The organism is Arsukibacterium sp. MJ3 (assembly GCF_000987765.1).
Lineage (GTDB): Bacteria > Pseudomonadota > Gammaproteobacteria > Enterobacterales > Alteromonadaceae > Alishewanella.
Genome location: NZ_LAHP01000002.1, coordinates 115,692 through 139,324 on the forward strand (window position 1 = coordinate 115,692; position 23,633 = coordinate 139,324).

The window sequence follows — 23,633 nt, forward strand, 5'->3', positions numbered from 1 at the left end:
AATGTAACTGATAACGGCTGCTGCTGCGATCGGCGATGCGACTGGTAACAGATTTATGGGATAATCTGGCCATTGGCTTGATGAAAATGCGAATACGTATTAATACTAATATTATGATTTTAAATGTTTTTTTGCTAAATATTACTACATGCCCTAAGCTATATTCATAGCTATAATCAATTGGAGCTGCTCTATGCAAGGTAACCCTAAGGTGCTTAGTAAGTTAAATGAAGTACTTACTAGCGAACTCACCTCAATTAATCAGTACTTTTTACACGCCCGAATTTATAAAAACTGGGGCCTGAAAGCGTTAAATGACGCTTGCTATAAAAAGTCGATTAAGGATATGAAACAAGCAGACCAATTAATTGAACGGATTTTAATGCTGAAAGCCTTACCCAATTTGCAGGCTCTGGGTAAATTGCGCATTGGTGAAGATACTGAAGAAATGCTGCAATGCGATAAAGATTTTCAACACGAACAACTGCCAATACTGCGGGATGCTATTGCCTTGTGTGAAACCGAGCAAGATTACGTTAGCCGCGATATGTTAACTGAGCTGCTGGAAGACGAAGAAGAGCACTTAGACTGGCTAGAAACCCAGCAATATCAAATTAGTGTTATGAGCCTGGCGAATTACTTGCAAGCTCAGTTAGGAGGTGATTAATTATGAAAGGTAATCAACAGGTTATTGCGGCATTAAACACATTGTTAGCAAACGAATTAGCTGCAATGGATCAGTACTTTATTCACTCTCGTATGTATCACGATTGGGGCTTACACAAGCTTTTCGAGCGGATTGACCATGAATTTGATGATGAAAAAGGTCATGCGTCTAAATTAATTGAGCGGATCATCTTTTTAGAAGGCACCCCTGATCTGGCCAATCGTGACGCTATTCAGGTGGGTAAAGACGTGCCTGCCATGCTGCAAAACGATTTAAACGTAGAATACACCGTGGCCAAACTACTGAAAAAAACCATGGCATTGTGTGAACAACAACAAGACTATGTTACGCGTAACATGTTACAGCAGTTGCTAGACGATACCGAGAATGATCATGCCCATTGGCTGGAGCAGCAATTGCGGCTAATTACCATGCTGGGTTTGCCAAATTACCTGCAATCGCAACTGTAGCGCCAACTTCTATCTTGTTATAGCCTACTACCCGCCGGCACCTGTTAAGGGCCGGCTTTTTATTACACTCGCTTACACTTTAAAGTTTTCAGGTTTAGCTAACCGCGGCGGCGGCGTGTTAACGTAATGCTACGCGTTTTAATTGAAAATTTCTTATCTATGCAAAAGATTCCGGCTATGCAAAAAAACAGGTTTATTCATAACAATGTGCTGTCGCTGTTGCTGACGGCCAGCTGTGTTAGTAGTTTTTGGCTTGCTGCGGCAGAGCAGCCGGCACCCATTGCGATACAACAGCCTTTTACGGTGAGCTCAGCACATGGCGATAGGCAAGACCCCTACTATTGGTTACGCGATGACAGTCGCAGTTCGCCGACAGTGCTGGATTATTTACACCAAGAAAACGACTACTTTACTGCCTATGCCAGTAAGTACCAGCCGTTAACTGATAAGTTAACCCGTGAGATTATTGGTCGTATTAAGCAAGACGACAGCTCGGTTCCTTATAGTAAAGGCGATTACAGTTATTACAGCCGTTATGAAGCCGGCAAGGAATACCCGATTTATGCCCGAAAAGCGCTAAAAGACGGCACCGAGCAAGTAATGCTGGACGTTAACACCCTTGCCGCTGGCAAAGATTTTTATCAGGTAGCGAACTGGCAGGTTAGCCCGGATCAAAACTTGCTGGCGTATTTAGAAGATAACAGTGGCCGGCGCCAGTATACCCTTAAAATTCGTGACTTACGTACTGGTAACGATTTACCCGATGAGCTTAGTGGGTTGTCGGGCAGCGTGGCCTGGGCAGCCGATAACCAAACGTTATATGTTATTCAGAATGATCCGGTTACCCTGTTAAGCACCACGGTATTGCAACATAAGCTCGGTAATTCGCCAGCGCAGGCAATGGCGCTGTATCGGGAAGCAGATAACAGTTATTTCTTAAGTGTGGCCAACAGCAGCGATGATAACTATGTGATGATTAACGCTGGTAGCACAGTATCTGATGAAATTCTGGTACAGGATGCTACTAAACCCGCAAGTGCTTTTATGGCATTAGCGCCGCGTCAACGTGATTTTAAATACAGTGCTAACCACATTAACGGCCGCTGGGTGATCAATACCGACTGGAATGCCCCTAACTTTCGTCTGATGAGCGTTGCCGCTAACAACATTGGCGATCGCAATAACTGGCAAGAGCTGGTAGCGCACAACGACAAGGTATTTATTCAGGACATTGAACTGTTCGACAATTACCTGGCTATTAATGAGCGCAGCGACGGCTTACGTCGGATCCGGATAATGCCTTGGCAGTCGCCCGATAAAGCCTTCTATATTGCTGCAGAAGAAGCGGCTTACGTGACCGGTTTTGACGTTAACCCAGAGCAAAAAACCGAATGGTTGCGTTACAGTTATACCTCGCTAACTACGCCGAACAGCGTATACCGTTTAAATATGAAAACCGGCGAAAAGCAGCTGCTAAAGCAAACTGAGGTATTGGGCGGTTTTGATAAAAATAACTATGCCACAGAGCGGGTATGGGCTACGGCCAGCGATGGCGTTAAAGTGCCGGTATCATTGTTGTATCGGAAGGGCTTTAAGCGTGATGGTAGTGCCCCGCTGTATCAATACGCCTACGGCTCTTATGGCAGCTCATCTGATCCGGCGTTTCGCTCTACCGTGTTTTCGTTAGTAGACCGTGGTTTTGTTTATGCGATTGCCCATATCCGCGGTGGTCAGGAAATGGGCCGGCATTGGTATGAACAGGGTAAACTGCTGAATAAAGTGAATACCTTTACTGACTATATTGCGGTTACTGACTACCTGGTAGCCAATAACTATGTGGCCAAAGATAAAGTATTCGGTATGGGCGGCAGTGCCGGTGGTTTATTGATGGGCGCAGTAGCTAATATGGCACCAGAAAAATACCGGGCCTTAGTAGCACATGTGCCTTTTGTTGATGTGGTTACCACCATGTTGGACGAGACTATTCCGCTTACCACTAACGAGTTTGATGAATGGGGTAACCCAAAAGAAAAAGCCTATTACGACTATATGCTGGCCTATTCGCCTTATGATCAGCTAAGTAAACAGGCTTATCCGGCATTGTTGGTCACTACCGGCTTATATGACTCGCAAGTGCAATACTTTGAACCGGCGAAATGGGTGGCTAAATTACGCACCCATAAAACAGACAAGCAACCATTATTATTTAAAACCAATATGGAAGCTGGCCATGGCGGAAAGTCAGGGCGTTTTGCTCGGCTGGCAGAGCATGCTCAGGAGTATGCCTTTATTCTGAACTTGTTGGCTATAGATCACTAAAATAACAGCTAGTAAATTAAGTATTAGTAAATCAAGTTAAGGTTTTCATGCGCCATGTCCGTGTTGTATTGTTAACGCTGCTGGCGCTTTTTGCCTTTGCGGGTAACTCGTTGTTATGCCGTGCCGCGCTAGCTCACACGCAAATAGATGCTGCCAGCTTTACTGCGATCAGACTGATTTCCGGTGCGATGGTGCTTTGGCTATTGCTGCTGTTACGCCGAGATAAGCAGCAGAGAACCCTTTTGGCTAGCGGTAATTGGCTATCTGCGTTGGCGCTGTTTGTTTATGCCGCTGGTTTTTCATTTGCTTACATACAGTTAAACACCGGTGTTGGTGCGCTTATTTTGTTCGGCGCGGTGCAAACCAGTATGATTGGCTATGGCCTGTTGCACGGCGAGCGCTTTGGGAAAACCCAGTGGCTGGGTTTAATGTTGGCAAGCAGTGGTCTGATAGGCTTGTTGTTACCCGGGTTATCTGCGCCGCCATTGTGGAGTGCTTTACTTATGCTATTAGCCGGTGTGGCTTGGGGCGTCTATTCTTTGCGTGGTAAAGGTGTGGGTGATCCACTACAGGTTACCGCGGGTAACTTTATACTTACTATACCAATGGCCTTACTGCTTTGTGCACTGCTTATCAGTCGGGCCGCATTAGACCGCAACGGTGTTTATCTTGCGTTGCTATCGGGTGCTGTAACCTCAGGTATCGGCTATACCATGTGGTACAGCGCCTTACCGCTGCTAAAATCGACTACGGCAGCTACGGTGCAACTTAGCGTGCCTTTGCTGGCGGCGCTGGGTGGTGTAATACTGTTGCAAGAGCCGGTAACGCTGCGCTTAGGGCTGGCTGCGCTGGCCATTACTGGCGGTATTGCGTTGGTAGTACTGGCAAAAAGTGCTGGCAAAAACCAATAGAATAACTGCCTGAACAGGCCAGCGCTCAGTCCGAAACAACAGGAGCAGAGATGAAAGGAACGTTGTTGCAGCTACCACGACTAAATGGCCGCCAATGGTTAGGCGCACTGATTGTGCTACTGGGTAGCAGTTATGCGGTACAGCAATTAATATTACTGATGCAACAGCAGCAAAATGTACGTTACGCCTTTTACGCCGGCATGGTTGCAGCCGGCGCAACAGCCGCCGGTGCCATACCAGCGTTATTTTTCCAGCGTTTATCACAAAAACTGCATGATGTTATGCTGGGCTTTGGCGCCGGTGTGATGCTGGCTGCTTGCATGTTTTCGTTAATTGTACCGGCGCTGGCGTTACTCATTGACAGCGGTGCTTCGCCCTGGCGCAGTTCTGGCAGCGTAGCACTGGCCATTTTGCTTGGCGGGGCATTAATGTTGTTAATAGAACGATTGGTGCCGCATCAACATTTTATTAAAGAAGAAGACCGTTTACGGAGTTTAAAGCTACGCCGCAGCTGGTTATTTGTGTTCGCCATAGTGCTACATAATATGCCGGAAGGGTTGGCGATAGGCGCGTCGTTTGCCAGTGGTGATATTGCCGCTGCAACGGCACTGACGGTCGGTATATCGGTGCAGGATATTCCAGAAGGATTGGTAGTGGCCATGGCGCTGCTGAGCGTGGGTTACAGCCGACTTTTGGCGGTTAGCATGGCAATACTGTCGGGTTTAACTGAACCACTAATGGCGGTTATTGGCGCCGCGGTACTAGGTGACTCCAGTTTGTTATTACCCTGGGGGCTGGCTCTGGCCGCCGGAGCCATGTTGTTTGTGATAAGCCATGAAATGATCCCCGAATCGCATCGGCAAGGCCATGAGCTGGCTGCTACCAATGGCCTGATGCTGGGCTTTGTGCTGATGATGCTGCTTGATACGGCACTTGGCTAGACACATTTTATTACACTCCTTTTGGTAGTGGCGCTGGTCGCCCGCTCGCCATTTCATTAAAATAGCGTTAATAAATTCGTTATCGATAGAGAGTATCATGAAAAAAATATTGATTATAAGTGCCATGACACTGGCGGTACTCACCGGTTGTGCCGGCGAGCGTAGCGTGTCGTCAGATCCTCAAGCTATGCAGCAACAAATGCAGGTGCTGGTTAGCCCCAATGATAAGCGCGCTTATAAAGTATTGACCTTGCCAAATAAAGTAGAAGTAATGTTGGTATCAGATCCCGAGGCGAAAAAATCTGCCGCGGCGTTAAGCGTCGGCGTTGGTTTGCTGCAAGATCCCATGAGCCAACAGGGCATGGCACATTACCTGGAACATATGCTGTTTTTGGGCACTGAACGCTATCCTGATACCAAAGGATACAGCGAATTTATGACCGCCAATGGCGGTGCGCAAAATGCTTATACCTGGTTAGACATTACCAATTACATGTTTAAAGTAAACAATGGCGCCTACGACGAAGCGCTTGACCGTTTTTCTGACTTTTTTAAAGCGCCGAAGTTGTATCCGGAATATACTGATAAAGAAAAAAACGCCGTTAATGCAGAGTGGTCGATGCGCCGCGAAATGGACTTTTTTGGTCAATACAAGCTATCGCGCAGCATGATGGGCAGCCACCCGGCTAACCGGTTTTTAATTGGTAATCTGGAAACCTTGGGTGACAAAGCCGACAGTAAATTACACCCGGAAACAGTAGCATTTTATAACCGCTTTTACTCCGCCAACATTATGAAAGTGGCGCTGTTAAGCAACCTGCCTTTGGCTGAAATGGAACTGCTGGCCATTAAGCATTTTAGTAGTATCGAAAATAAAAATATTGCTAAACCTGAAGTAAACGCTGAGCTGGACTTCAGCCAGCTTGGTGGCAAACGTATTCATTATCTGCCGAACGAAGATGTAAAACAGCTGCGGTTAGATTTTACCATTCGCAATAACAGCGACCAATTCGCGGTAAAACCAAACGAGTTTATTACCTATTTGCTTGGCTCTGAAATGCCCGGCACGCCAGCGCAGCAGTTAAAAGAGTTAGGGCTTATCTCTAACCTTAATGTCAGTGCTTCACCCGATTTGTATGGTAACTATGGCTCGCTAAGTATCGACGTTGATTTAACCGATACCGGTATGCAAAATCGCGAGAGTATTGTCGCCACGCTAATGCAATACATTGCGCTGGTTAAACAGCAGGGTGTAGACAGTAAATATTTCAGTGAAATTCAAACCAGCCTGAACAACCAATTCCGTTTTCTGGAAAAAGGCGACGAATTTGGTTATGTGTCTAACCTGGCCGATGCCATGCAAAAAGTACCTGCCCGTAATGCCATTAATGCACCATTTTACTACTCGCGTTTTGATGCTGAGGCTATTAATGAGGTACTGCAACAACTTACACCAGCACATTTGCGGGTGTGGTATATCAGCCAGCAAGAACCGCATGACAGCAGCCTGCATTTTTATGATGGCCAATATAAAATTGTTGATATTAGCGCTGCAGAGCAGCAACGCTGGCAGCAAACCCCGCAGCTAGCATTAACCCTACCGGCGGTGAATCGCTTATTACCACAAAACTTTGATGTGAAACCGATGGTGGCACAGAACAAACCAGAAATTGTGCTGCAGCAAGACGGTATTAGCGCCTGGTTATACCCTAGCCAGCAATTTGCCAGCCAGCCACGGGGTGTATTAGAAATTTTCTTTAATACCAATGCACCACAGCAAAATATTAACGCCAAGGTACTACTGGCCTTGTGGCTAGATGTCTACAACCTGCAACAAAGTGCCCTGGCAACCGAGGCCGCTATCGCCGGTATGCAGCTGCGTTTAACCCCAGGCAGCGGTATGGCACTGACTATTGGCGGCTTCACCGATAAGCAGCCACAACTGTTACAGCAAGCGTTGGCCGGTTTAATGCTCAGTATCGATCAGCAAAGCTTTGCGCAAGCGAAAGACCGTTATATTCGCGGTTTAGAAAATCAAGGCAAACAGTTCCCATTTTATCAGGCGTTTAACGCCTATAGCAGTGTAGTGCGCAGTGGTAACTATGAAACGGCACAACTGATTGCCGCGGCAAACCAGCTAACACCAGCTGATTTGCAGGCTTTTATTAGCAATACCATGGCTAATAATCAGCTGCGGCTATTTGCCTTTGGTAACTATGACAAAGCCAGCATAGCGCAGGTACTGACCGAGATAAAACAAGTGCTGCCAACACCGCGCACAGAACTACCTTACAGCCGGAGCGCGTTTTGGAAACCCAGTGCCGGGCAAACCTTGGTAGTGCAACAAGACATTGATGTTGCCGACGTAGCTTTAGTGGATGTGCATATTCATCCAGAGCCATCTTATGCCCAGTTGGCGCGTGCTACCGTGCTACGTAGACACTTTAGTAATATTGCCTTTGACAAGCTGCGTACCGAAGAGCAATTAGCTTATGCGGTAGGCGGCGCCGCCATGCAGCTGGAAGATTATGTTGGTTTTGCCATGTATATTCAGACGCCGGTAAAAAGTGTGGCGGAAATACAGGCACGCTTCGACTTGTTTAAACAACAATATGCCAAAGCGCTGGATGGCTTAAGCGAAGAAGCGTTTGCGCAGTTAAAAGCCAGCACCTTAGTCACGTTAAAAGAGCCACCGAAAAATCTGCAGGACGAAGTAAGCCCGCTAATTAGTGACTGGTATCGTGAAAAGTTCAGCTTCGACAGTAAACAGCAGCTGATTAGCGCTGTAGAAAATGTCACGCTGGCCGATGTAAAAGCCTTTTATAGCGAAACCATGCTAAACGCCAAGGCGCCACGTATTTCAGTACAAATGCGCGGCACTACATTCCGCGATCAGCCGTTTGCCGATATACCCGGTCAAACCAAAATAACGGACGTGGCCAAGTTCCACCAGCAGATGCAAAAGCAGTAAGGTATTTTCACCAACAAAAACGCAGCCCAGGCTGCGTTTTTTGTTTAATGGCACTGCGTTAATTGCCGCGCTAAAACCTATTTTATAGCGGCAATAATAAAATAGTTTGAGTAATCACTTTAAACGACTGTTAGTTTTTTAATTTCGAGGTGGTTGCTGCTTAGCGCTTGCATGCTGGGCGATGCTGCACCTTGGCTTAGCCGTAAGCTTTAACCTATGTGCTGCTGTGGGCGTTTGACGGCAAGTTAACCTCGGTGAACGGCCCATCCAGTTTTATGCCTTACCACTACCCTATGCTGATGAGCGAAGGTTATAGCCATGGTGGCTTGATTGAAAACACAGTGCAGGACGAAGTAACCGCAGCCAGTAGCAGTAATAGTTATTTGAATGGTGATCGGTTGCAGTTTAGTACTTATGATGAACGCCGTGGCTGGTGGGTTTTTAGTTCGCGTTATCGGGTGGTGCGCGATTCAAATAACACCAGTATGTCGGCACTGGTTTATCAGGCAGCGAATTAAACCGTTATGCATAAAGTCGTGTGGATAATAGTTGGCCTGTCAGCGTTGCTAACAGGCTTATGGTTAGGGTGGCCAGCAACTAAAGTGCCAGCAACGCCCGCGCCGTTGGCGCAAGTAGTACCGGTGGCGGCAAAGCCTGCCACACCTGCCAAGCTTAAACCTCTTGCCGCGCCGACCATTACGGTTACTGAGCGCCTTCCTGAACCGGTTAGCCGCAGTTTTAAACTTATTGCCTCAGCTTATGCAGCTGAACTGGAATACCCGGCCTATGCCCGGCCGCTTTATGCTGACGATAACCATTTACTTAACCCAAACCATTATATTGTGCAGTCGGTGCCTCTGACGGGCGGTGCCAGCGCGGCAATTGTGTTAGATAAATATCGCTTCAGTTATCCTGAGCCGGTAACGGTAAGCTTGCAGGTAAGCGGTTTACAGGTTAACGATGTTAGTGTGCAACTGCATAGCGAGCAAAACAACCAATTGCTTGGCAGCGAGACCATGCTAAGCGTAGCATTACAAAGCGATGCGACTCAAAACGCAGGGCAACACTGGCAGGCTGAGTTAAACCCGGAAGTGGATTGGGATGGCCCATTGCAAGTGAGTGTTAGCTTTAGTAGCAATGGCAAACAGCAAACCCTGAAAACCGGTATCGTCTACAGTTATCCGGTCGCCACTATTACCGGCGTGGGCGCTAGCCGCGGCGCAGGCAGCGATATGCTTATTCCGGTACACATTGACGTTAAAAAGGCCGGTTACTACCGGCTTAGGGCGAACTTGTTCACGGCAGCGCGCCAACCGTTAGCCCACCTGAGCGTAACCGAAAAGCTGGCTGAGGGCGAGGGCAAGCTCATGCTTCGTGCTTACAAAGGCGTACTTCGCCAACAAGAAGGGCCTTTTATTCTCAGTAGTTTTATATTGGAAAAACGCTCTGCAGTGCCGGGTGAGTTAACCCGTTATGGCGACAGCGAACAAAGCGAATATCTACTGGAGTACTTTTCGCTTAGCCAGTTAACCGATGAGCCCTGGCAGGCTAGTGCCGAAGAGCAGCAGCGGTTGCAGTTTTTACAACAAATGGCCGAGCAGTAATAGCATATTTTATCAGTAATATGCGCTAAGGCCGGCGTTTTATTAGTTTGCGCTGCAAGGTGCGCCGATGCATGCCAAGTAGCTCGGCAGTTCGGCTGATATTGCCTTGCTGTTCGGCCAGCACCCGGTGAATATGCTCCCATTCCAGCTGATCGGGTGACAGTGGCGTTGGGTAAGTTGTTGCGTGACCTTTTACGGCAATGGCAGTATTACCACGAATTGCGTGGTCTAATTGCAGTAAATCGACCGGTTTGGTCAGGTAGTCGTCCGCCCCCAGTTTTACCGCCTGAACGGCATTGGCAATGCTGGCATAGCCGGTAAGCATGACAATGCGGCATTGTGGCAGTGCCTGGCGCAACGGCGTAATAAAGCTAAGCCCAGACTGGCTGGCAAAGCGTAAATCTAATAAATAGGTATCTGCACGCTCAGCAATTAATTGTCCGGCGCTTACGGCGTCGGCAAACAGCGTTACATTATAACCCCGCTGACTAAAACGGCGAGACAGAGCGCTTAGTAACGGTTTGTCATCATCAACAATAACCAAGTGCATTAAGTCTGCTCAGCCTTGGGGCGAGGAATAGCTATCAGGGTTAAGGTGCCGTTATCTAAGCTACTGCGGGACACACTGCCGCCCAGCCTTTCAATTGACACATTAGCCAGAAACTGACCAATACCCAAGCCCTGCTCGCTTTGTTGTGGCATTTCACCCAGTTCTGCTAATCGATTGTCTGATAAACCCTCACCAAAATCACGAATACCAATAGAAAAGTGACTGAGTTGCAGTGTAATACTAACGCTAAGTTCTGCCCGGTTGTTGGCCAGACTGGCGTCTGCAGCGTTGTCTAATATATTAATTAATGCGGCGCCAAAGCCCTGGCTGTCGGGTAACGTAAAATCAGCGGCGTGTAACGATCGCTTTATAACTAAGTCAATATCAGGCCGGCTATTTAACCAGCGTTGCAGTTGCTGTTCGGTTAGCGCCAGCACTGATAAACGTTGCTCGTTGTTGCGTAAACTGCCGGCATCGGCTCTTAACTGTCGCACAATTTGCTGGCAACGGTTTAATTGTTGGCACAAATCGTTTAATGCCGGGTTGTCGTTGTCGGCGGAAATTTCAGCAACCAGTAAACTCATGGTCTGAATGGGGCTAGCCAAGTCATGGGCGGCGTTGGCCGCAAAGGTTGCCAGTGCCAGCATATGTTCATGCCGGACTTGTTGCTGTTGCAGCGCACTAATTTGCTGCGACTTTAAGCGGATTAAGTTGGCCTGGCTGTTAACAAACCAACTAATAAGCAATGCCGACAAGGTAAAAGCCCACCACATTTGCAGCATATGCTGGTTAAACGCTTTGCCTGCTTCGCTGCTTAAATGGTGCATGTGGCCATTATGCTGTGCATGTTGAGCCTGCTGCAGTAGCAGGTCTAAGTCTGGAATAGTTAAATCGCCAATCAACAAAAGCAGGCTGTATGCCATGATGGCAAGCAAAGCAATAAGGTAGCTAACTTTGCCCGGTAACATTACCGCTGCTACGGCAACTGGCAAAAGCAGTAGTGCTACCAGACCATTGCTGACGCCACCACTTAACAGCAGTAAGCAACCCAATAGTAAGATATCAAGACAACAGCTAATGGTATAAATGTGTACCAGCTGTTTCTCTGAGCCGGCAAATAGTATAGGGATAAGGTTAGTAGAAATATGGGTTAATAAAATTAGCCCGATAAGCGGCCAGGAACTAACCTGGTAGTCCAGCAGCCACCCTGCAATAGCGGCTATACTGGTGAACGCGATAAGTCCCCAGCGGAAGTTGGCGAAGTGTCGAAGCTGGTGCTGTGGTGACAATTCAGTTGAAATAATAAGTTTTTGGGCCATAACACCACATAAAAAAGACGGCTGCCAGGCAGCCGTTTGCAAATGTCAGAAAAGACTAAACCATTAATGGGGTAATGTCATGTCTGAATAAGACTAGTGTAACGCTTAAGGTTAATGTCGTCGCTGCGACAAATTGTCGCACTATTCATCTTTATTTAATGAAACAACAGGCTGTTGTTCATGTTTCCCCGCCATTGCGGTTAATCCACTGCCGCTATGCTGTACTTATCAAACAGCAAACAGTCGCCCCATAGCGGGGCTAATGAAAAGGTGAACACCATGAAAAAATTATCACTTACTCTGCTGAGCAGTGCAGTACTTTTGATGAGTACCGCGCATGCGGCTTCATATAATAAGGACATTACCGAAGCTGAGCTTAACGCGGCCCAACAAGCCTGGGGTAGCGCGCTAATCGCCATAAGCCAGGCGTATGATGAGGGTGGTCAGGTGCTGGCTGAGCAAAAAGCCCGCACGGTATTAGATGCGGCCTACGGCTACAACCTTGGCCCGGTATTGTTTAAGCCGACGTTAGCTAGTGGCGAGCAAACGTTCCGCACTCAATATGATGGTGCTTTATCGTATTTTGTTGGCGGTAACAGTGCTTATGCCAATGACAGTGGCTTTGCTTTAAAAGGGTGGCAAGCTTACGAATTTACTAATGCCGCAATACACTTTAATGGTGATTTAGCGCTCACCATGGGCCAGGTAATGGTAACAAATAACGCTGGTCAGGTAACCACGGTAGATAAAACCTGGGGCTTTAAAAAAGATGAGCAGGGTGTATTACGTATTGTGCTGCACCACTCTTCTTTACCTTACCGTGCTAATTAGTTAGTAGTAATAGGTTTCAACTGAGCTGCAACTGAGTTCCACAAAGGGTTCCCACCCTCTCTTGGCTGGTAAAGTACCTCTGTCTACCAGCCTTTTTTTATTCTGCTTGTAAACAATAACCAAGGCCACGCCGGGTATGCAGTAATTTAACCGGATATGTGTCATCAACCTTTTTCCGCAGCCGCGCCAGGTATACATCGACAATATTGGTTAGCGGATCTTCGTTCAACCCCCACACATTGGTTAAAATACGTTCACGGCTATATACTTTGCCACTATTGCTCATCAGTAATTCGAGAATACCCAGCTCTTTGGCGGTGAGGGTTAAATCATTACCACTTCTTTGGACCCGCATGCTGTCTAAATTCAACACTAAATCGGCTACCTGCAATTGCCGGCTTTGTTGTGGACTAATGCTGCGTTTCGCCAGTGCTTCTATTCGTGCCAGCAGTTCTTCAAAATGAAAAGGCTTACCTAAATAATCATCTGCGCCAGCCCGTAGCCCTTTGACCCGCTCGTCTACCTCAGATAAGGCAGATAAAATTAAAATACGCGCGGTGGTGTGCTGGCTGCGCAGCTGCTGGCATAATGTTAACCCATCTAGCGTAGGTAACATTCGATCAAGAATAATAACGTCAGGCTCAAATTGTTTCACCGCATCTTGAGCATGCAGGCCGTCGCTAAGCAATAATGTCAGATAGCCCTCGGCTTTCAGGCCGCGAGATAAAAAACTGCCCACCCGTTCATCATCTTCAACGATCAGTATTTTCATCAATGGTTCCGTTAAATAGCGGTAACGATAGCACCACTATGGTGCCTTGCGGTGTGTTAGCGACAAGCTTGATGGTGCCATCATGCGCCTGCATAATGGCTTTGGCGATACTCAAACCAATACCCAGGCCATCAGGGCGGGCTTTACGGGCGGCTTCGCTACGATAGTGCCGGTCAAACAACTGCTGCCCATCTTCCGGTTTTAAGCCAATACCCTGGTCAGACAATTGTATCGTAATATCGTTATCAGTAGGCCGTAATGTTAGCTGCAACTGGTTACTTTGTTTGGCATAGTGCTGGGCGTTTTCGGTAATAATGCCTAACACTGTGGTGAACTTTTCAGCATCTAGCAGTAACCACTGCTCGTCAGGTAGTGCGGGCAGCGGACTAATGGCCAGCTGAAAACGGCTATTTAGCTGCTGTTGAATCAGCGAACAAACCAAGCTGGCAAACTGCGATAAGCTGATCGCTTTTAAACTTACTTGCAGCAGCCGTTCTTCACCGCGTGCTAAAAATAATAAATCATCAATACGTCGGTTTAGTTGCTGGCTAGAGGCTAAAATTCGGCTAAAAGCCTCTTTATATTCCTGGCTATCTTTGTCTTTGCCGCGCAGACTAATTTCGGCTTCACCCTGTATGCTGGTAGCCGGAGTACGTAATTCATGGCTAATATCAGTTAGCAGTTGTTTCTGGCGAAACTCGGCCTGATGTAATTGGGCTAAAGCTTGTTGTAACTCTGCAGTGCGGGTTTGCACCCGTTGCTCGGTAGCTTGCTGGCTTTTCTTTTCTTGCTCAGTAATCGTATAAATATAACTCGACATCAGGTTGAACTGACGGGCCAGCTCGGCAAACTCGGTAGGTCCTTGCTCATTGATGCGATGGGAAAAATTGCCTTGTTGTAATTGTTTAGTACCATCCAGTAACTGTTGCAATGGTCGGCGCAGTGCTTTAGACAAATGGAAACCCAGTAACACCGCCAGCATAATACCGGCAATACTAATCAGCAGCATAACTTGCTTAACATTTTGTACTGCCTGTAGTGCATCGTTTTCGGTGGCGTTGGCCCGTTTTTTTTGTTGGGTAATGGCTTGCTGCAGCAATTCGGCCAAATCGGTATCTTGAAAGGTATCAAATAGTGAAATTAAGATTTGCCAGCGCTCGGAAGCATCCTGATACAAGTCAATTTCGCGGGTTATGAGTACTTGCTTTAAGTTTTGCAGGTTGGTTTGTAATAAAGAAATCACTTTAACTTGCTGCATAATATGCTGCAAATCAGCTTCGCTATTGCTGAAAAGTTGATCGCGAATAGCTAGTTGATCCAGCGTAGTTAATTGTTGCTGCATGCGGCTAAATAGGGTGTCACGAAAGCCAGTGTTGGCTTTTTCGGTGATTAAATATTCAGCTAGCCACACTTTCAGGCGCTGTTTATCTGCCCGTAACGAAATAAACTCGGTCAGCATTTGGTTGGCAATCCGATTACGCTCGGTATGAAACTCAGAATTTTGGTGAGCCCAAAAACCAATACCCGATTGCAGCACAATAATAGCCATTAAAATACACAGCGATATAATTAGTTTGCGTAAATACATACGAGCTAACCGGCAGTGAAGAATTACAGCATTATAAGGCGTTGCTAAGGCTAAAGCATGAATATCAGGTTAACTTTGCTGATTAACGGTGCTGAAAAGGTCACTACATCGGGTCTAATGTTAATAATACTCTCGGTAAATTTGTTGCAGGTGAGCGGTGCACAATAGCTTGCTGCTCATTGCCTTCCCAACCAGAGCCTTTCAGCAGCGTAACCGCAAAAGCGGTTGCCTGGGCAATGTCCTCTTTGGCCGCACCTTGCCATTGAGTACCAGGGCCTAAATAGGTGCACACCAACCGGCATACCAAATGGTCGGTATGAAATTTTGGGCACATTGCTTTACTCAGGGTTTCCAGTCGCAGCCCAAGTTGCTGGCAATCCATCAGGCAACTAAACATGTCGCACTGCAGCGCAATGTCAGCCAGTAGTTCAGCCTTGCCTGGCGCATCAGGCAGCTTTGCTGCAATATCAGTTTGTAACGAAGCTGCCGTAACGATGCGCTTTAATGGCATAGCAAACGCCAGCTGCGAACAGTATGCGGTAATCAGCGGATTAGCAGAGCGCTGCCAGCTTACCAGATTAACATCAGGGGCAAAGATATCAGTTAGTACTTCCGGCGTGCAGCTTAACCGTTGTCGGCTGATGGCTTTAAAAGCAGTAAATGCTAAGGCGTTCATACCGGCAACTCCGCGGCAAAAGGGCTTGGCAAGTGTTGCCAGTGTGGTTCGCCCAGCGCCAGTTCGGCGTCGCTAAGCAGGCAGTCAGTAAGTTGGGCCAGCATGGCGCTTTTATCCAGCTGTTGGCCAATAAATACTAGTTCCTGGCGCCGGTCGCCAAATGGCTCCTGCCAGCTTTGCATAATGGCATCCTGCATGTCGGTTTCTTGTGGCCATTCAGCTTGCGGTACTGCCTGCCAAAATAAACCGGCCATATTGTAGCGGGCAATGCCACCGGCCTGATGCCATAACCAGGCATACTCGGGGCTGCTAGCCAGCCAGAAATAACCTTTAGAGCGCAGCAGCCGGCCGCTGGGCCAGTCTTGATGCAAAAAATCATAAAACCGCGCCGGGTGAAATGGCTTACGGGCCTTAAAGGCAAAACTACTGATGCCATATTCCTCAGTTTCCGGCTTATGCTCACCGCGCAGCTCTTGCAACCAGCCCGGCGCTTGCTGCGCTTGTTCAAAATTAAACAAACCGGTATTTAAGATGTCGGTTAAGGCTACCCTGCCGTGTTCGGCCTTAATAATTCTGGCCCGGCTATTTAAGCTGCGTAAAATAGCACTCAGGCGCTGTAATTGCTGCGGGGTGACTAAATCGGCTTTGCTTATTACCAGTACATCGCAAAACTCAACCTGTTCAATTAATAAATCAGCTACACTGCGCTCATCGTCTTCACCCAGACTTTCACCGCGATCAGCTAAGTCTTCGGCGGCTTCAAAATCGGTTATAAAATTCACTGCATCTACGACGGTAACCAGGGTGTCAAGCCTTGCAATATCAGCCAGACTCTGGCCGTCTTCGTGCTCAAAGGTAAAGGTTTCGGCAATCGGTAGCGGCTCTGAGATACCGGTTGATTCAATCAACAAATAATCAAAGCGGCCGGCTTTGGCCAGCTTACCCACTTCAAGCAGTAAATCTTCACGTAGGGTGCAGCAAATACAGCCGTTACTCATCTCTATCAGCTTTTCTTCGGCCCGGTTTAAGCTCACCTCTTTGTTTAGCTGGGTAGCATCAATATTAACGTCACTCATGTCATTCACTATCACCGCCACCCGCAAGCCGTCGCGGTTATGCAGCACGTAGTTAAGCAAGGTGGTTTTACCGGCACCTAAAAAGCCTGACAGTACTGTTACCGGTAAGCGGTGATCTTTAGCACTAGTATTGTTAACACTATTAGTGAGCAGCATGGAGTATCTCCTGGGTGCGCTTTAATAAAACCCGGTTACGCAAGTGAGCGGCAGCGAGCAGTAAACCACCGCTGACTGACAACGGTAACTCAGCATCGTGGCCGGCAAACAGCGAAATAACTAATAATAAAAAACCACTTAAGCCCAGAATAAACGGCGTTTTATTACGATGCACGCACCAGCCGCCGGGCAGGCTCCACACCAGCAACCCACTGATTGGCAATAACATCAGATAGTGAAACCATTCAGAGCTAACTAGTCCCAGTAACAGGCCGGAACTACCTACAGCCAATAAAATGGGCAAGGCCAAACAATGCACTACGCAAAGACTAGAGAGGGCTGCAGCAATAACATCTTTCATAAATAGTCTCCGTTAGGTGCCTGTGCTGGGCAGGCGTTATTTAACAGCAGGGATTGCGTTCATGGCTGAAAATGTTATAACATCACAAAACTTGAAATGATGTTATATTATAACAGTAGCGTCGTCAAACCCTGTTGCTGGCTAAGGCTGTTGGCTTAAACGGAAAATGAATGAGGAATAAGATGTTTAGAAAAACCATTGTTGCGAGTGTTGTTGCCGCCAGTTTACTGGCCAGTCAGGTTATGGCGGAGTCTATTTCCGGAGTGGTTAAAGATGAAAATGGCCAGCCGGTTGCCGGGGCTGAAGTAAGCGTTGTGGGTGAAAACCAACGGGTGATGACCGATGCAGAAGGGCGCTTTACGGTAATAAATTTGTTGGTAGGCAAAGCGGAGTTACACATTGAGGCGCGTCGCTTTGGCCATCGTAATTTTCGTTTTGCCCTGCCCGAGCAAGGGCTTAGCGATGTTAGCCTGCAATTACTCAGTAGCACCATAGAAGTAATAGATATAACCGCCAGCCCATTTCATGCCTCTGCTACTGAATCCTCATTACCGGTAAGTGTGCTGGCCGGTGATGCCTTAAAAATGCGCCAGGCAGCAACGCTTGGCGATACGCTGAAAAATGAAGTCGGCGTGCATTCTAACTTTTACGGTGGTGTCGCCAGTAGCCCGATTATTCGTGGCCTGGATGGCCCACGAGTACTCATTACCCAAAATGGCCTGGATGCCGGTGATGCTTCACGCATTGGGCCTGATCACAGCGTAGCAGCAGAGACCAGTACCGCTACCCAAATTGAAGTACTGCGTGGTCCGGCTACGTTGTTTTATGGTAGTGGCGCCATTGGTGGTGTGGTAAATATAGTGGATGAGCGTATTCCTACTGATAACACTACCCGGGCTGAGTGGCTGCTTCAAGGCACCTCAGTGAATGATGAAAAACTGGCATCCGGCTCACTGGTAACGGGTGTTGATAATATTGCTGTATATATCGATGGTTTCTGGCGTGATAACAACGATTACCGTATTCCGGGTTTTGCAGAAGCTGAGCCGGATGCCGATGCAGTAAAAGGCCGGGTAGACAACACCGCAGCTACGGCGAAAGGGTTTACTTTGGGTGGCAGTTATTTACTGGATAACGGTTTTATTGGTATGTCTTATGGTCGACTGAACCGCGAGTACGGTATTCCCGGGCATGCACACGGTGGCCATGAAGACGAGCACACTGACCATGCCGATCATGCCGCTGATGAACACAGCGAAGAAGAAGGTGTTTATGCTGATTTAGCTCAGAACCGCTATCAGTTATTAAGTGAACTGAGTTTCTCATCCGGCTTTATCCGGGCAGTTAATACCAAACTGGCTTACACCGATTATCAACACAGCGAAATTGAAGAGGGTGCCATAGGTACCACGTTTAAAAACCGCAGCCAGGAAGCCCGGGTAGAAATATTGCACCGGCCTTATCAAGATTGGCGCGGTGGCTTAAGCTTGCATTATAAGTTCAGTGATTTTGAAGCCATTGGGGCAGAAGCTTTTACGCCACCATCGGAAACACAAATGTTGGCGCTGAGCTTGCTTGAAGAGCGACATTTTGGCCCTTGGTTATTGCAAGTAGGGGCAAGGGTTGAACGCGTTAATATTGATGCTACCGATGTGTTGCTACCGGATATTGGTGCTCATGAACATGATGCTGATGAGCACGATTATGACCACGGTACAGAGTTTATCCGGGTATTTGATGTTAGTCAGCGTTTTACTCCTTATAGCTTGTCTGCCGGCGCAGTTTGGGATTTTACTGAGGGTTACAACGTCGGGTTATCAGTATCGCGTTCGCAACGTGCACCTTCTGCTGCAGAGTTGTTGTCGTTTGGTCCACATATTGGTACTGCGGCTTATGAAGTCGGTGCACTGTTTGCGTTAGATGATAATAAATTTGTGTTGAACCGCCAGCCAATAGAGCTGGAAATTGCCAATAATCTGGATATTACCCTGCGCAAGTTTAGTGGTAACACGGGCTTTGTATTCAATGCTTTTTATAACCAAATAGATAATTACTATTACCAGCAAAATACCGGTTTGTTTGCTGAAGCAGGTCATGACCATGGCGCTGCTGAAGAGCATGGTGATGAGCATGAAGACGAGTTGCCGGTCTATCTGTTCAGTGCCGCCGATGTCACCCTGCATGGTTTTGAAGCAGAATATCACTGGCAAATTAATGACCCATTTAAGCTAACCTTACAAGGCGATTATATTCGGGCCCGGCTGCAAAATGGTGGTGATTTACCGCGTACACCGCCAATACGCTTAGCCGCTGAACTGGCTTACGAGCGCGATGCACTGAGTGCTGACGTGCGTGCTACCCGTTACTTTAAACAAGACCGCGTATCGGAGTTAGAGCAGGCTACGGCTGGTTACACCTTAGTTGACGCCAGCATTAGCTATCGTTTTGACGTAGGGTCACAGCAGTTAACGGCTTACCTTAAAGGCCAAAACCTGACCGATCAAGATGCCCGGGTGCATACCTCATTCTTAAAAGACCTAACACCACTGCCCGGCCGCTCGTTAGCGCTGGGTTTACGCGGTAGTTTCTAATTTTTGTGCAACAGGTCTGTATGTTTCAGGCTTGTTGCACCTTTTACTGATAAAAAAGGAGTTGTAATGTTACAGACAAAATTAAGCCTGGCGGCAATACTGGTGAGTGTGTCTTTGCTTAGCGGCTGTGGTGACAGTACCACCACTATTATCGAGAAAGACCCGATAGCGGTGGACGGCGATCACGACGACCATGTGCATGATGAGGTCAATACCGCTGGCCGGTTGGTGATATCGGCCATTGACAGTGATTTTGTCCAGGTTTTGGCTTTGCCTGAGAAAACCGAACTGGATACCTTTTTGGTTACGGCTACGCCCAGCGCCATTTATGCATCGGGTGATCATCGTTTTGCTGCGGTGGTGCAACGTAATGAAGATGTAGTCCAATTTATCGATGGCGGTTTATGGCAGGAAGACCATGTTGATCATATGGATGACTTTCAGGCTGAACCACGTTTAATGCCATTTCAGCTGAGTCAGGTACGGCCAACTCATTTCAGCAGTGCTGAAGGCCAGCTAGCGGTGTTTTTTGACGGCAATGCCGCTACTGGTGCCGCTGCCGGCGTGGCTGTATTAACCGATGCTGATATTGGTGAAGACCGCAGCGATTACCCGCAATTAAGCTTAACCACCCATCAGCATGGCGCTGCACAGCCGCGCGGCGAGTTCTTGCTTAGCTCCCTTCGCGATGCTAACAGCAGCACTACTTTGCCAGATAAGGTGGGTTTATATCATCAGCATAGCGACCACTTTGATTTGGAAGAAACCTTTGCTGTGACGTGCCCTAATATACACGGCAGTGCGCAAAACCATGATTTTGTCGCCTTTGGTTGCACCGATGGTGTATTACTTATTGCGCAAAGTGGTGACACCTTTACCGCCAGCAAGCTGGAAAACACGGCTGATTTTAGCGGCAGCATGCGCATTGGCACTTTAGCGGGTGATCATGCTGCTGAGCACTTTGTTGGCATAGCGGGCAGTGCCGTATTCGCTATTCACGCTGAAGATGCTGAAATGGAATTGCTGGACTGGCAACCAGGCGCTGCCAGTGCCATATGGGGTTACGGTTTTGCTGAGCAAGGTGAAAAGTTTGTACTACTGGATAACACCGGTGCGCTTACCATTTTTAACTACCATGGCCACGCGCATTCAGATGGCGCAACTGAAAAAGCGGCGTTTGAATTTTCCGCAAAATTGCCATTAACGACAGCAAATTTGGCCAATTTACCTGCGGGTGCTCGCTTCCAACTGGCCATTTCTGCTGCGGACGACAAAGTATATGTAACTGATCCTATTACTAAACAGTTGCATACTGTCGACTTACACGACGCTGAAGTGCTCAGTACCAAGCAGTTGAGTTTTACCCCGCATCGGTTAACCTGGTTGGGCATAGCTAACCCGTCAGCTGATCAGCATAATCATTAATGTGCTAAGTTATTAAACCTATAAAAAAACCGCTGCAGGTTAACACCCTGCAGCGGTTTTTATTTCGCTTCTTTTCTGCTTAATACTTGCTATTTACAGCAGCTTTTACTGTTAGCGTAAATCAAAACGATCTGCGTGCATTACCTTGTTCCAAGCTTTTACAAAGTCATTAATAAACTTCGGGTTGGCATCAGCGGCAGCATACACTTCGGCAATGGCACGTAACTGTGAGTTTGAACCAAATACCAGGTCAACCCGGCTGGCCGTCCACTTTTGCTGGCCAGTACTTCGATCGATACCGGAAAACTCTTCGGCAGACTCTGAAGTAGGCTGCCATTTTGTCCGCATATCCAGCAAGTTTACAAAGAAATCGTTAGTCAGGCTGCCTGGTTTGTTGGTCAGTACACCCAGCTGGCTTTGCTGATAGTTAGCATTTAACACCCGAAGTCCACCAACTAAAACGGTCATTTCTGGCGCAGTCAGGGTGAGCAATTGCGCCCGATCAAGTAACAGCTCTTCCGTTGCCACGTTATATGACTTTTTAAGATAGTTTCTAAAACCATCTGCTACAGGTTCCATTACCTCAAACGAGGCGGCGTCAGTTTGGGCTGCACTGGCGTCCATGCGGCCAGGGCTAAACGGTACCATAATGGTGCTACCTGCTGCTTTGGCGGCGTGTTCAATAGCGGCTGCACCACCTAGCACAATTACATCAGCCAGCGACACTTTTTTGTTACCACTTTGGCTGCTGTTAAAGTTTTGCTGAACTGTCTCAAGCTCTTGCAATACTTTTCGTAACTGCTCGGGCTGGTTGGCCTGCCAGTCTTTTTGTGGTGCCAGGCGCAGTCGGGCGCCATTGGCACCGCCGCGACAATCTGAACCACGAAAGGTTGAAGCTGACGACCAGGCAGTGGCCACTAACTCGGCAATACTTAAGCCGCTAGCCAAGATCTGCTGTTTTAACTGGGCGATATCATTTGTATCAATTAATGCATGGTCTACTTTTGGCAGTGGATCTTGCCAAATCAGCTGTTCTTGCGGTACTTCCGGGCCAAGGTAGCGCGCTACCGGGCCCATGTCGCGGTGGGTAAGTTTAAACCAGGCGCGGGCAAACGCATCGGCAAATTCTGCCGGGTGCTGATGAAAGTGCTCAGAAATTTTACGATAGGCCGGATCTTCTTTCATGGCAATGTCGGCGGTAGTCATCGCCAGCCGCACTTTATTGGCACTACTTTCAGCGTCGGGTGCATGGTCTTGCTCGGCCAGATCTTTTGCTGCCCATTGGTTAGCACCGGCCGGGCTTTTGGTCAGTTGCCACTCATAGCCAAACAGCACGTCAAAATAGCTGTTATCCCACTGGGTAGGTGTAGGAGTCCAGGCGCCTTCTATACCGCTGGTAATAGCATCGCGGCCTTTTCCGCTTTTAAAACTGTTTTTCCAGCCAAAACCCATTTCTTCCAGAGCCGCGCCTTCCGGGGCAACGCCAACATGGCTATCAGGTGCAGCGCCATGGCTTTTGCCAAAAGTATGACCACCGGCGGTTAATGCCACGGTCTCATAGTCGTTCATGGCCATCCGCTCAAAGGTTTCGCGGATGTCACGGGCAGAACCTAACGGGTCAGGCTTGCCGTCCGGACCTTCAGGATTAACATAAATTAAGCCCATTTGCACCGCAGCCAACGGCTGTTCTAATTGACGATCGCCGGAATAGCGGCTGTTAGCTTTATCACTGGTGGCCAGCCATTCTTTTTCTGCACCCCAGTAAATGTCTTCTTCCGGCTCCCAAATATCAGCACGGCCGCCGCCAAAACCAAAGGTTTTAAAACCCATAGATTCCAGCGCCACGTTACCAGTAAGCACAAATAAATCGGCCCACGACAGCTTGTTGCCATATTTCTGTTTAACCGGCCACAATAAGCGGCGGGCTTTGTCTAAGTTAGCGTTATCTGGCCAGCTGTTTATGGGCGCAAAACGCTGGTTGCCGGTACTGGCACCGCCGCGGCCATCAGCCGTGCGGTAAGTGCCCGCGGCGTGCCAGGCCATGCGGATCATAAAGGGGCCATAGTGGCCATAATCAGCGGGCCACCAGTCTTGCGAGTCGGTCATCAGGGCCGTTAAGTCTTGTTTTACTGCAGCTAAATCAAGTTTGTTAAATTCAGTGGCATAGTCGAAGTCTTCACCGAGCGGGTTCGATTTTTTGTCATTCTGGTGCAAAATTTTTAGGTTAAGTTGTTCTGGCCACCACTCTTTAATTTTGGTGCCACCACTGCCAACGCGGGTATTGCCGCCATGCATTACCGGGCATTTGCCGCCAGTATTATTGTTACCGTTATCCATATTTTACTCCTGATACTGTATTGATAGGGTATGTGTTCACCTAACCCTAATGGGTATACCACTGACTA

At 47.9% G+C, this 23,633-nt stretch carries 19 protein-coding genes; 11 read left to right on the plus strand and 8 right to left on the minus strand.

Annotated features, from left to right (window positions below; all coding sequences use genetic code 11):
* Positions 1-193: 193 nt before the first annotated feature.
* The 8 genes from bfr (VT06_RS02000) to VT06_RS02035 all read left to right on the plus strand — a co-directional run bounded on the left by bfr (VT06_RS02000) (position 194) and on the right by VT06_RS02035 (position 9,883).
* A complete protein-coding gene (gene bfr / locus VT06_RS02000) occupies positions 194-667 on the plus strand; it encodes a bacterioferritin (RefSeq protein ID WP_046552591.1) in 474 nt (157 codons plus the stop codon).
* Between the two features lie 2 nt (positions 668-669).
* A complete protein-coding gene (gene bfr / locus VT06_RS02005; RefSeq protein ID WP_046552592.1) occupies positions 670-1,137 on the plus strand; it encodes a bacterioferritin in 468 nt (155 codons plus the stop codon).
* Positions 1,138-1,314: 177 nt separating this feature from the next.
* Complete coding sequence (locus tag VT06_RS02010; RefSeq protein WP_082122426.1) at positions 1,315-3,456, plus strand: S9 family peptidase; 2,142 nt, start codon at positions 1,315-1,317, stop codon at positions 3,454-3,456.
* Positions 3,457-3,503: 47 nt separating this feature from the next.
* Entirely contained in the window at positions 3,504-4,367 is an 864-nt protein-coding gene (locus tag VT06_RS02015) for a DMT family transporter (RefSeq protein ID WP_046552593.1), read from the plus strand.
* Positions 4,368-4,417: 50 nt separating this feature from the next.
* Positions 4,418-5,308, plus strand: coding sequence for a ZIP family metal transporter (locus tag VT06_RS02020; protein WP_046552594.1), 891 nt, complete (start codon positions 4,418-4,420; stop codon positions 5,306-5,308).
* A 97-nt stretch (positions 5,309-5,405) separates the two neighbouring features.
* On the plus strand, positions 5,406-8,279 hold the full coding sequence (locus VT06_RS02025; protein WP_046552595.1) for an insulinase family protein: 2,874 nt from the start codon (positions 5,406-5,408) through the stop codon (positions 8,277-8,279).
* A 254-nt stretch (positions 8,280-8,533) separates the two neighbouring features.
* The gene (locus VT06_RS02030; protein ID WP_235357327.1) at positions 8,534-8,797 is read left to right on the plus strand and encodes a hypothetical protein; all 264 of its coding nucleotides are present in this window, start codon (positions 8,534-8,536) and stop codon (positions 8,795-8,797) included.
* A gap of 6 nt (positions 8,798-8,803) precedes the next feature.
* Complete coding sequence (locus VT06_RS02035; protein WP_046552597.1) at positions 8,804-9,883, plus strand: hypothetical protein; 1,080 nt, start codon at positions 8,804-8,806, stop codon at positions 9,881-9,883.
* A gap of 25 nt (positions 9,884-9,908) precedes the next feature.
* Here the strand turns inward: VT06_RS02035 and VT06_RS02040 are convergent, their stop codons facing one another.
* Both VT06_RS02040 and VT06_RS02045 read right to left on the minus strand, forming a co-directional pair.
* On the minus strand, positions 9,909-10,433 hold the full coding sequence (locus VT06_RS02040; RefSeq protein WP_046552598.1) for a response regulator transcription factor: 525 nt from the start codon (positions 10,431-10,433) through the stop codon (positions 9,909-9,911).
* Complete coding sequence (locus tag VT06_RS02045) at positions 10,433-11,752, minus strand: sensor histidine kinase KdpD (protein WP_152658966.1); 1,320 nt, start codon at positions 11,750-11,752, stop codon at positions 10,433-10,435. Before VT06_RS02045 ends, VT06_RS02040 begins: the two co-directional genes overlap by 1 nt.
* 279 nt (positions 11,753-12,031) lie before the next feature.
* Between VT06_RS02045 and VT06_RS02050 the strand changes: the two genes are divergently transcribed.
* Positions 12,032-12,583 (plus strand): phosphoribosyl-AMP cyclohydrolase, encoded by a 552-nt coding sequence (locus tag VT06_RS02050; RefSeq protein WP_046552600.1) that lies wholly within the window; start codon positions 12,032-12,034, stop codon positions 12,581-12,583.
* A 97-nt stretch (positions 12,584-12,680) separates the two neighbouring features.
* Here VT06_RS02050 and VT06_RS02055 read toward each other — a convergent pair whose 3' ends face one another.
* From VT06_RS02055 to VT06_RS02075, 5 genes are all read right to left on the minus strand, one after another.
* A complete protein-coding gene (locus VT06_RS02055; RefSeq protein WP_046552601.1) occupies positions 12,681-13,355 on the minus strand; it encodes a response regulator transcription factor in 675 nt (224 codons plus the stop codon).
* A complete protein-coding gene (locus VT06_RS02060; protein ID WP_046552602.1) occupies positions 13,336-14,943 on the minus strand; it encodes an ATP-binding protein in 1,608 nt (535 codons plus the stop codon). Before VT06_RS02060 ends, VT06_RS02055 begins: the two co-directional genes overlap by 20 nt.
* 103 nt (positions 14,944-15,046) lie before the next feature.
* Entirely contained in the window at positions 15,047-15,619 is a 573-nt protein-coding gene (locus VT06_RS02065; RefSeq protein WP_046552603.1) for a DUF1826 domain-containing protein, read from the minus strand.
* Positions 15,616-16,851 (minus strand): zinc metallochaperone GTPase ZigA, encoded by a 1,236-nt coding sequence (zigA, locus tag VT06_RS02070; protein ID WP_046552604.1) that lies wholly within the window; start codon positions 16,849-16,851, stop codon positions 15,616-15,618. The genes VT06_RS02065 and zigA overlap by 4 nt, the downstream gene beginning before the upstream one ends.
* Positions 16,838-17,212, minus strand: coding sequence for a MerC domain-containing protein (locus VT06_RS02075; protein WP_046552605.1), 375 nt, complete (start codon positions 17,210-17,212; stop codon positions 16,838-16,840). The genes zigA and VT06_RS02075 overlap by 14 nt, the downstream gene beginning before the upstream one ends.
* A 182-nt stretch (positions 17,213-17,394) precedes the next feature.
* On the opposite strand from VT06_RS02075, the gene VT06_RS02080 reads away from it, so the two are divergent.
* Complete coding sequence (locus VT06_RS02080) at positions 17,395-19,803, plus strand: TonB-dependent receptor (RefSeq protein ID WP_046552606.1); 2,409 nt, start codon at positions 17,395-17,397, stop codon at positions 19,801-19,803.
* Between the two features lie 66 nt (positions 19,804-19,869).
* Positions 19,870-21,228, plus strand: coding sequence for a hypothetical protein (locus VT06_RS02085; RefSeq protein WP_046552607.1), 1,359 nt, complete (start codon positions 19,870-19,872; stop codon positions 21,226-21,228).
* Positions 21,229-21,339: 111 nt separating this feature from the next.
* On the opposite strand, the gene katG is transcribed toward VT06_RS02085, so the two are convergent.
* On the minus strand, positions 21,340-23,565 hold the full coding sequence (gene katG, locus VT06_RS02090; RefSeq protein WP_046552608.1) for a catalase/peroxidase HPI: 2,226 nt from the start codon (positions 23,563-23,565) through the stop codon (positions 21,340-21,342).
* Between the last annotated feature and the right edge of the window lie 68 nt (positions 23,566-23,633).

What these genes read in the sequence shown, in the direction of transcription:
- bfr (WP_046552591.1), top strand. Translation starts at nt 194, where the DNA reads ATGCAAGGTAACCCTAAGGTGCTTAGTAAGTTAAATGAAGTACTTACT.
- bfr (WP_046552592.1), top strand. Translation starts at nt 670, where the DNA reads ATGAAAGGTAATCAACAGGTTATTGCGGCATTAAACACATTGTTAGCA.
- VT06_RS02010 (WP_082122426.1), top strand. Translation starts at nt 1,315, where the DNA reads ATGCAAAAAAACAGGTTTATTCATAACAATGTGCTGTCGCTGTTGCTG.
- VT06_RS02015 (WP_046552593.1), top strand. Translation starts at nt 3,504, where the DNA reads ATGCGCCATGTCCGTGTTGTATTGTTAACGCTGCTGGCGCTTTTTGCC.
- VT06_RS02020 (WP_046552594.1), top strand. Translation starts at nt 4,418, where the DNA reads ATGAAAGGAACGTTGTTGCAGCTACCACGACTAAATGGCCGCCAATGG.
- VT06_RS02025 (WP_046552595.1), top strand. Translation starts at nt 5,406, where the DNA reads ATGAAAAAAATATTGATTATAAGTGCCATGACACTGGCGGTACTCACC.
- VT06_RS02035 (WP_046552597.1), top strand. Translation starts at nt 8,804, where the DNA reads ATGCATAAAGTCGTGTGGATAATAGTTGGCCTGTCAGCGTTGCTAACA.
- VT06_RS02040 (WP_046552598.1), bottom strand. Translation starts at nt 10,433, where the DNA reads ATGCACTTGGTTATTGTTGATGATGACAAACCGTTACTAAGCGCTCTG.
- VT06_RS02045 (WP_152658966.1), bottom strand. Translation starts at nt 11,752, where the DNA reads ATGGCCCAAAAACTTATTATTTCAACTGAATTGTCACCACAGCACCAG.
- VT06_RS02050 (WP_046552600.1), top strand. Translation starts at nt 12,032, where the DNA reads ATGAAAAAATTATCACTTACTCTGCTGAGCAGTGCAGTACTTTTGATG.
- VT06_RS02055 (WP_046552601.1), bottom strand. Translation starts at nt 13,355, where the DNA reads ATGAAAATACTGATCGTTGAAGATGATGAACGGGTGGGCAGTTTTTTA.
- VT06_RS02060 (WP_046552602.1), bottom strand. Translation starts at nt 14,943, where the DNA reads ATGTATTTACGCAAACTAATTATATCGCTGTGTATTTTAATGGCTATT.
- VT06_RS02065 (WP_046552603.1), bottom strand. Translation starts at nt 15,619, where the DNA reads ATGAACGCCTTAGCATTTACTGCTTTTAAAGCCATCAGCCGACAACGG.
- zigA (WP_046552604.1), bottom strand. Translation starts at nt 16,851, where the DNA reads ATGCTGCTCACTAATAGTGTTAACAATACTAGTGCTAAAGATCACCGC.
- VT06_RS02075 (WP_046552605.1), bottom strand. Translation starts at nt 17,212, where the DNA reads ATGAAAGATGTTATTGCTGCAGCCCTCTCTAGTCTTTGCGTAGTGCAT.
- VT06_RS02080 (WP_046552606.1), top strand. Translation starts at nt 17,395, where the DNA reads ATGTTTAGAAAAACCATTGTTGCGAGTGTTGTTGCCGCCAGTTTACTG.
- VT06_RS02085 (WP_046552607.1), top strand. Translation starts at nt 19,870, where the DNA reads ATGTTACAGACAAAATTAAGCCTGGCGGCAATACTGGTGAGTGTGTCT.
- katG (WP_046552608.1), bottom strand. Translation starts at nt 23,565, where the DNA reads ATGGATAACGGTAACAATAATACTGGCGGCAAATGCCCGGTAATGCAT.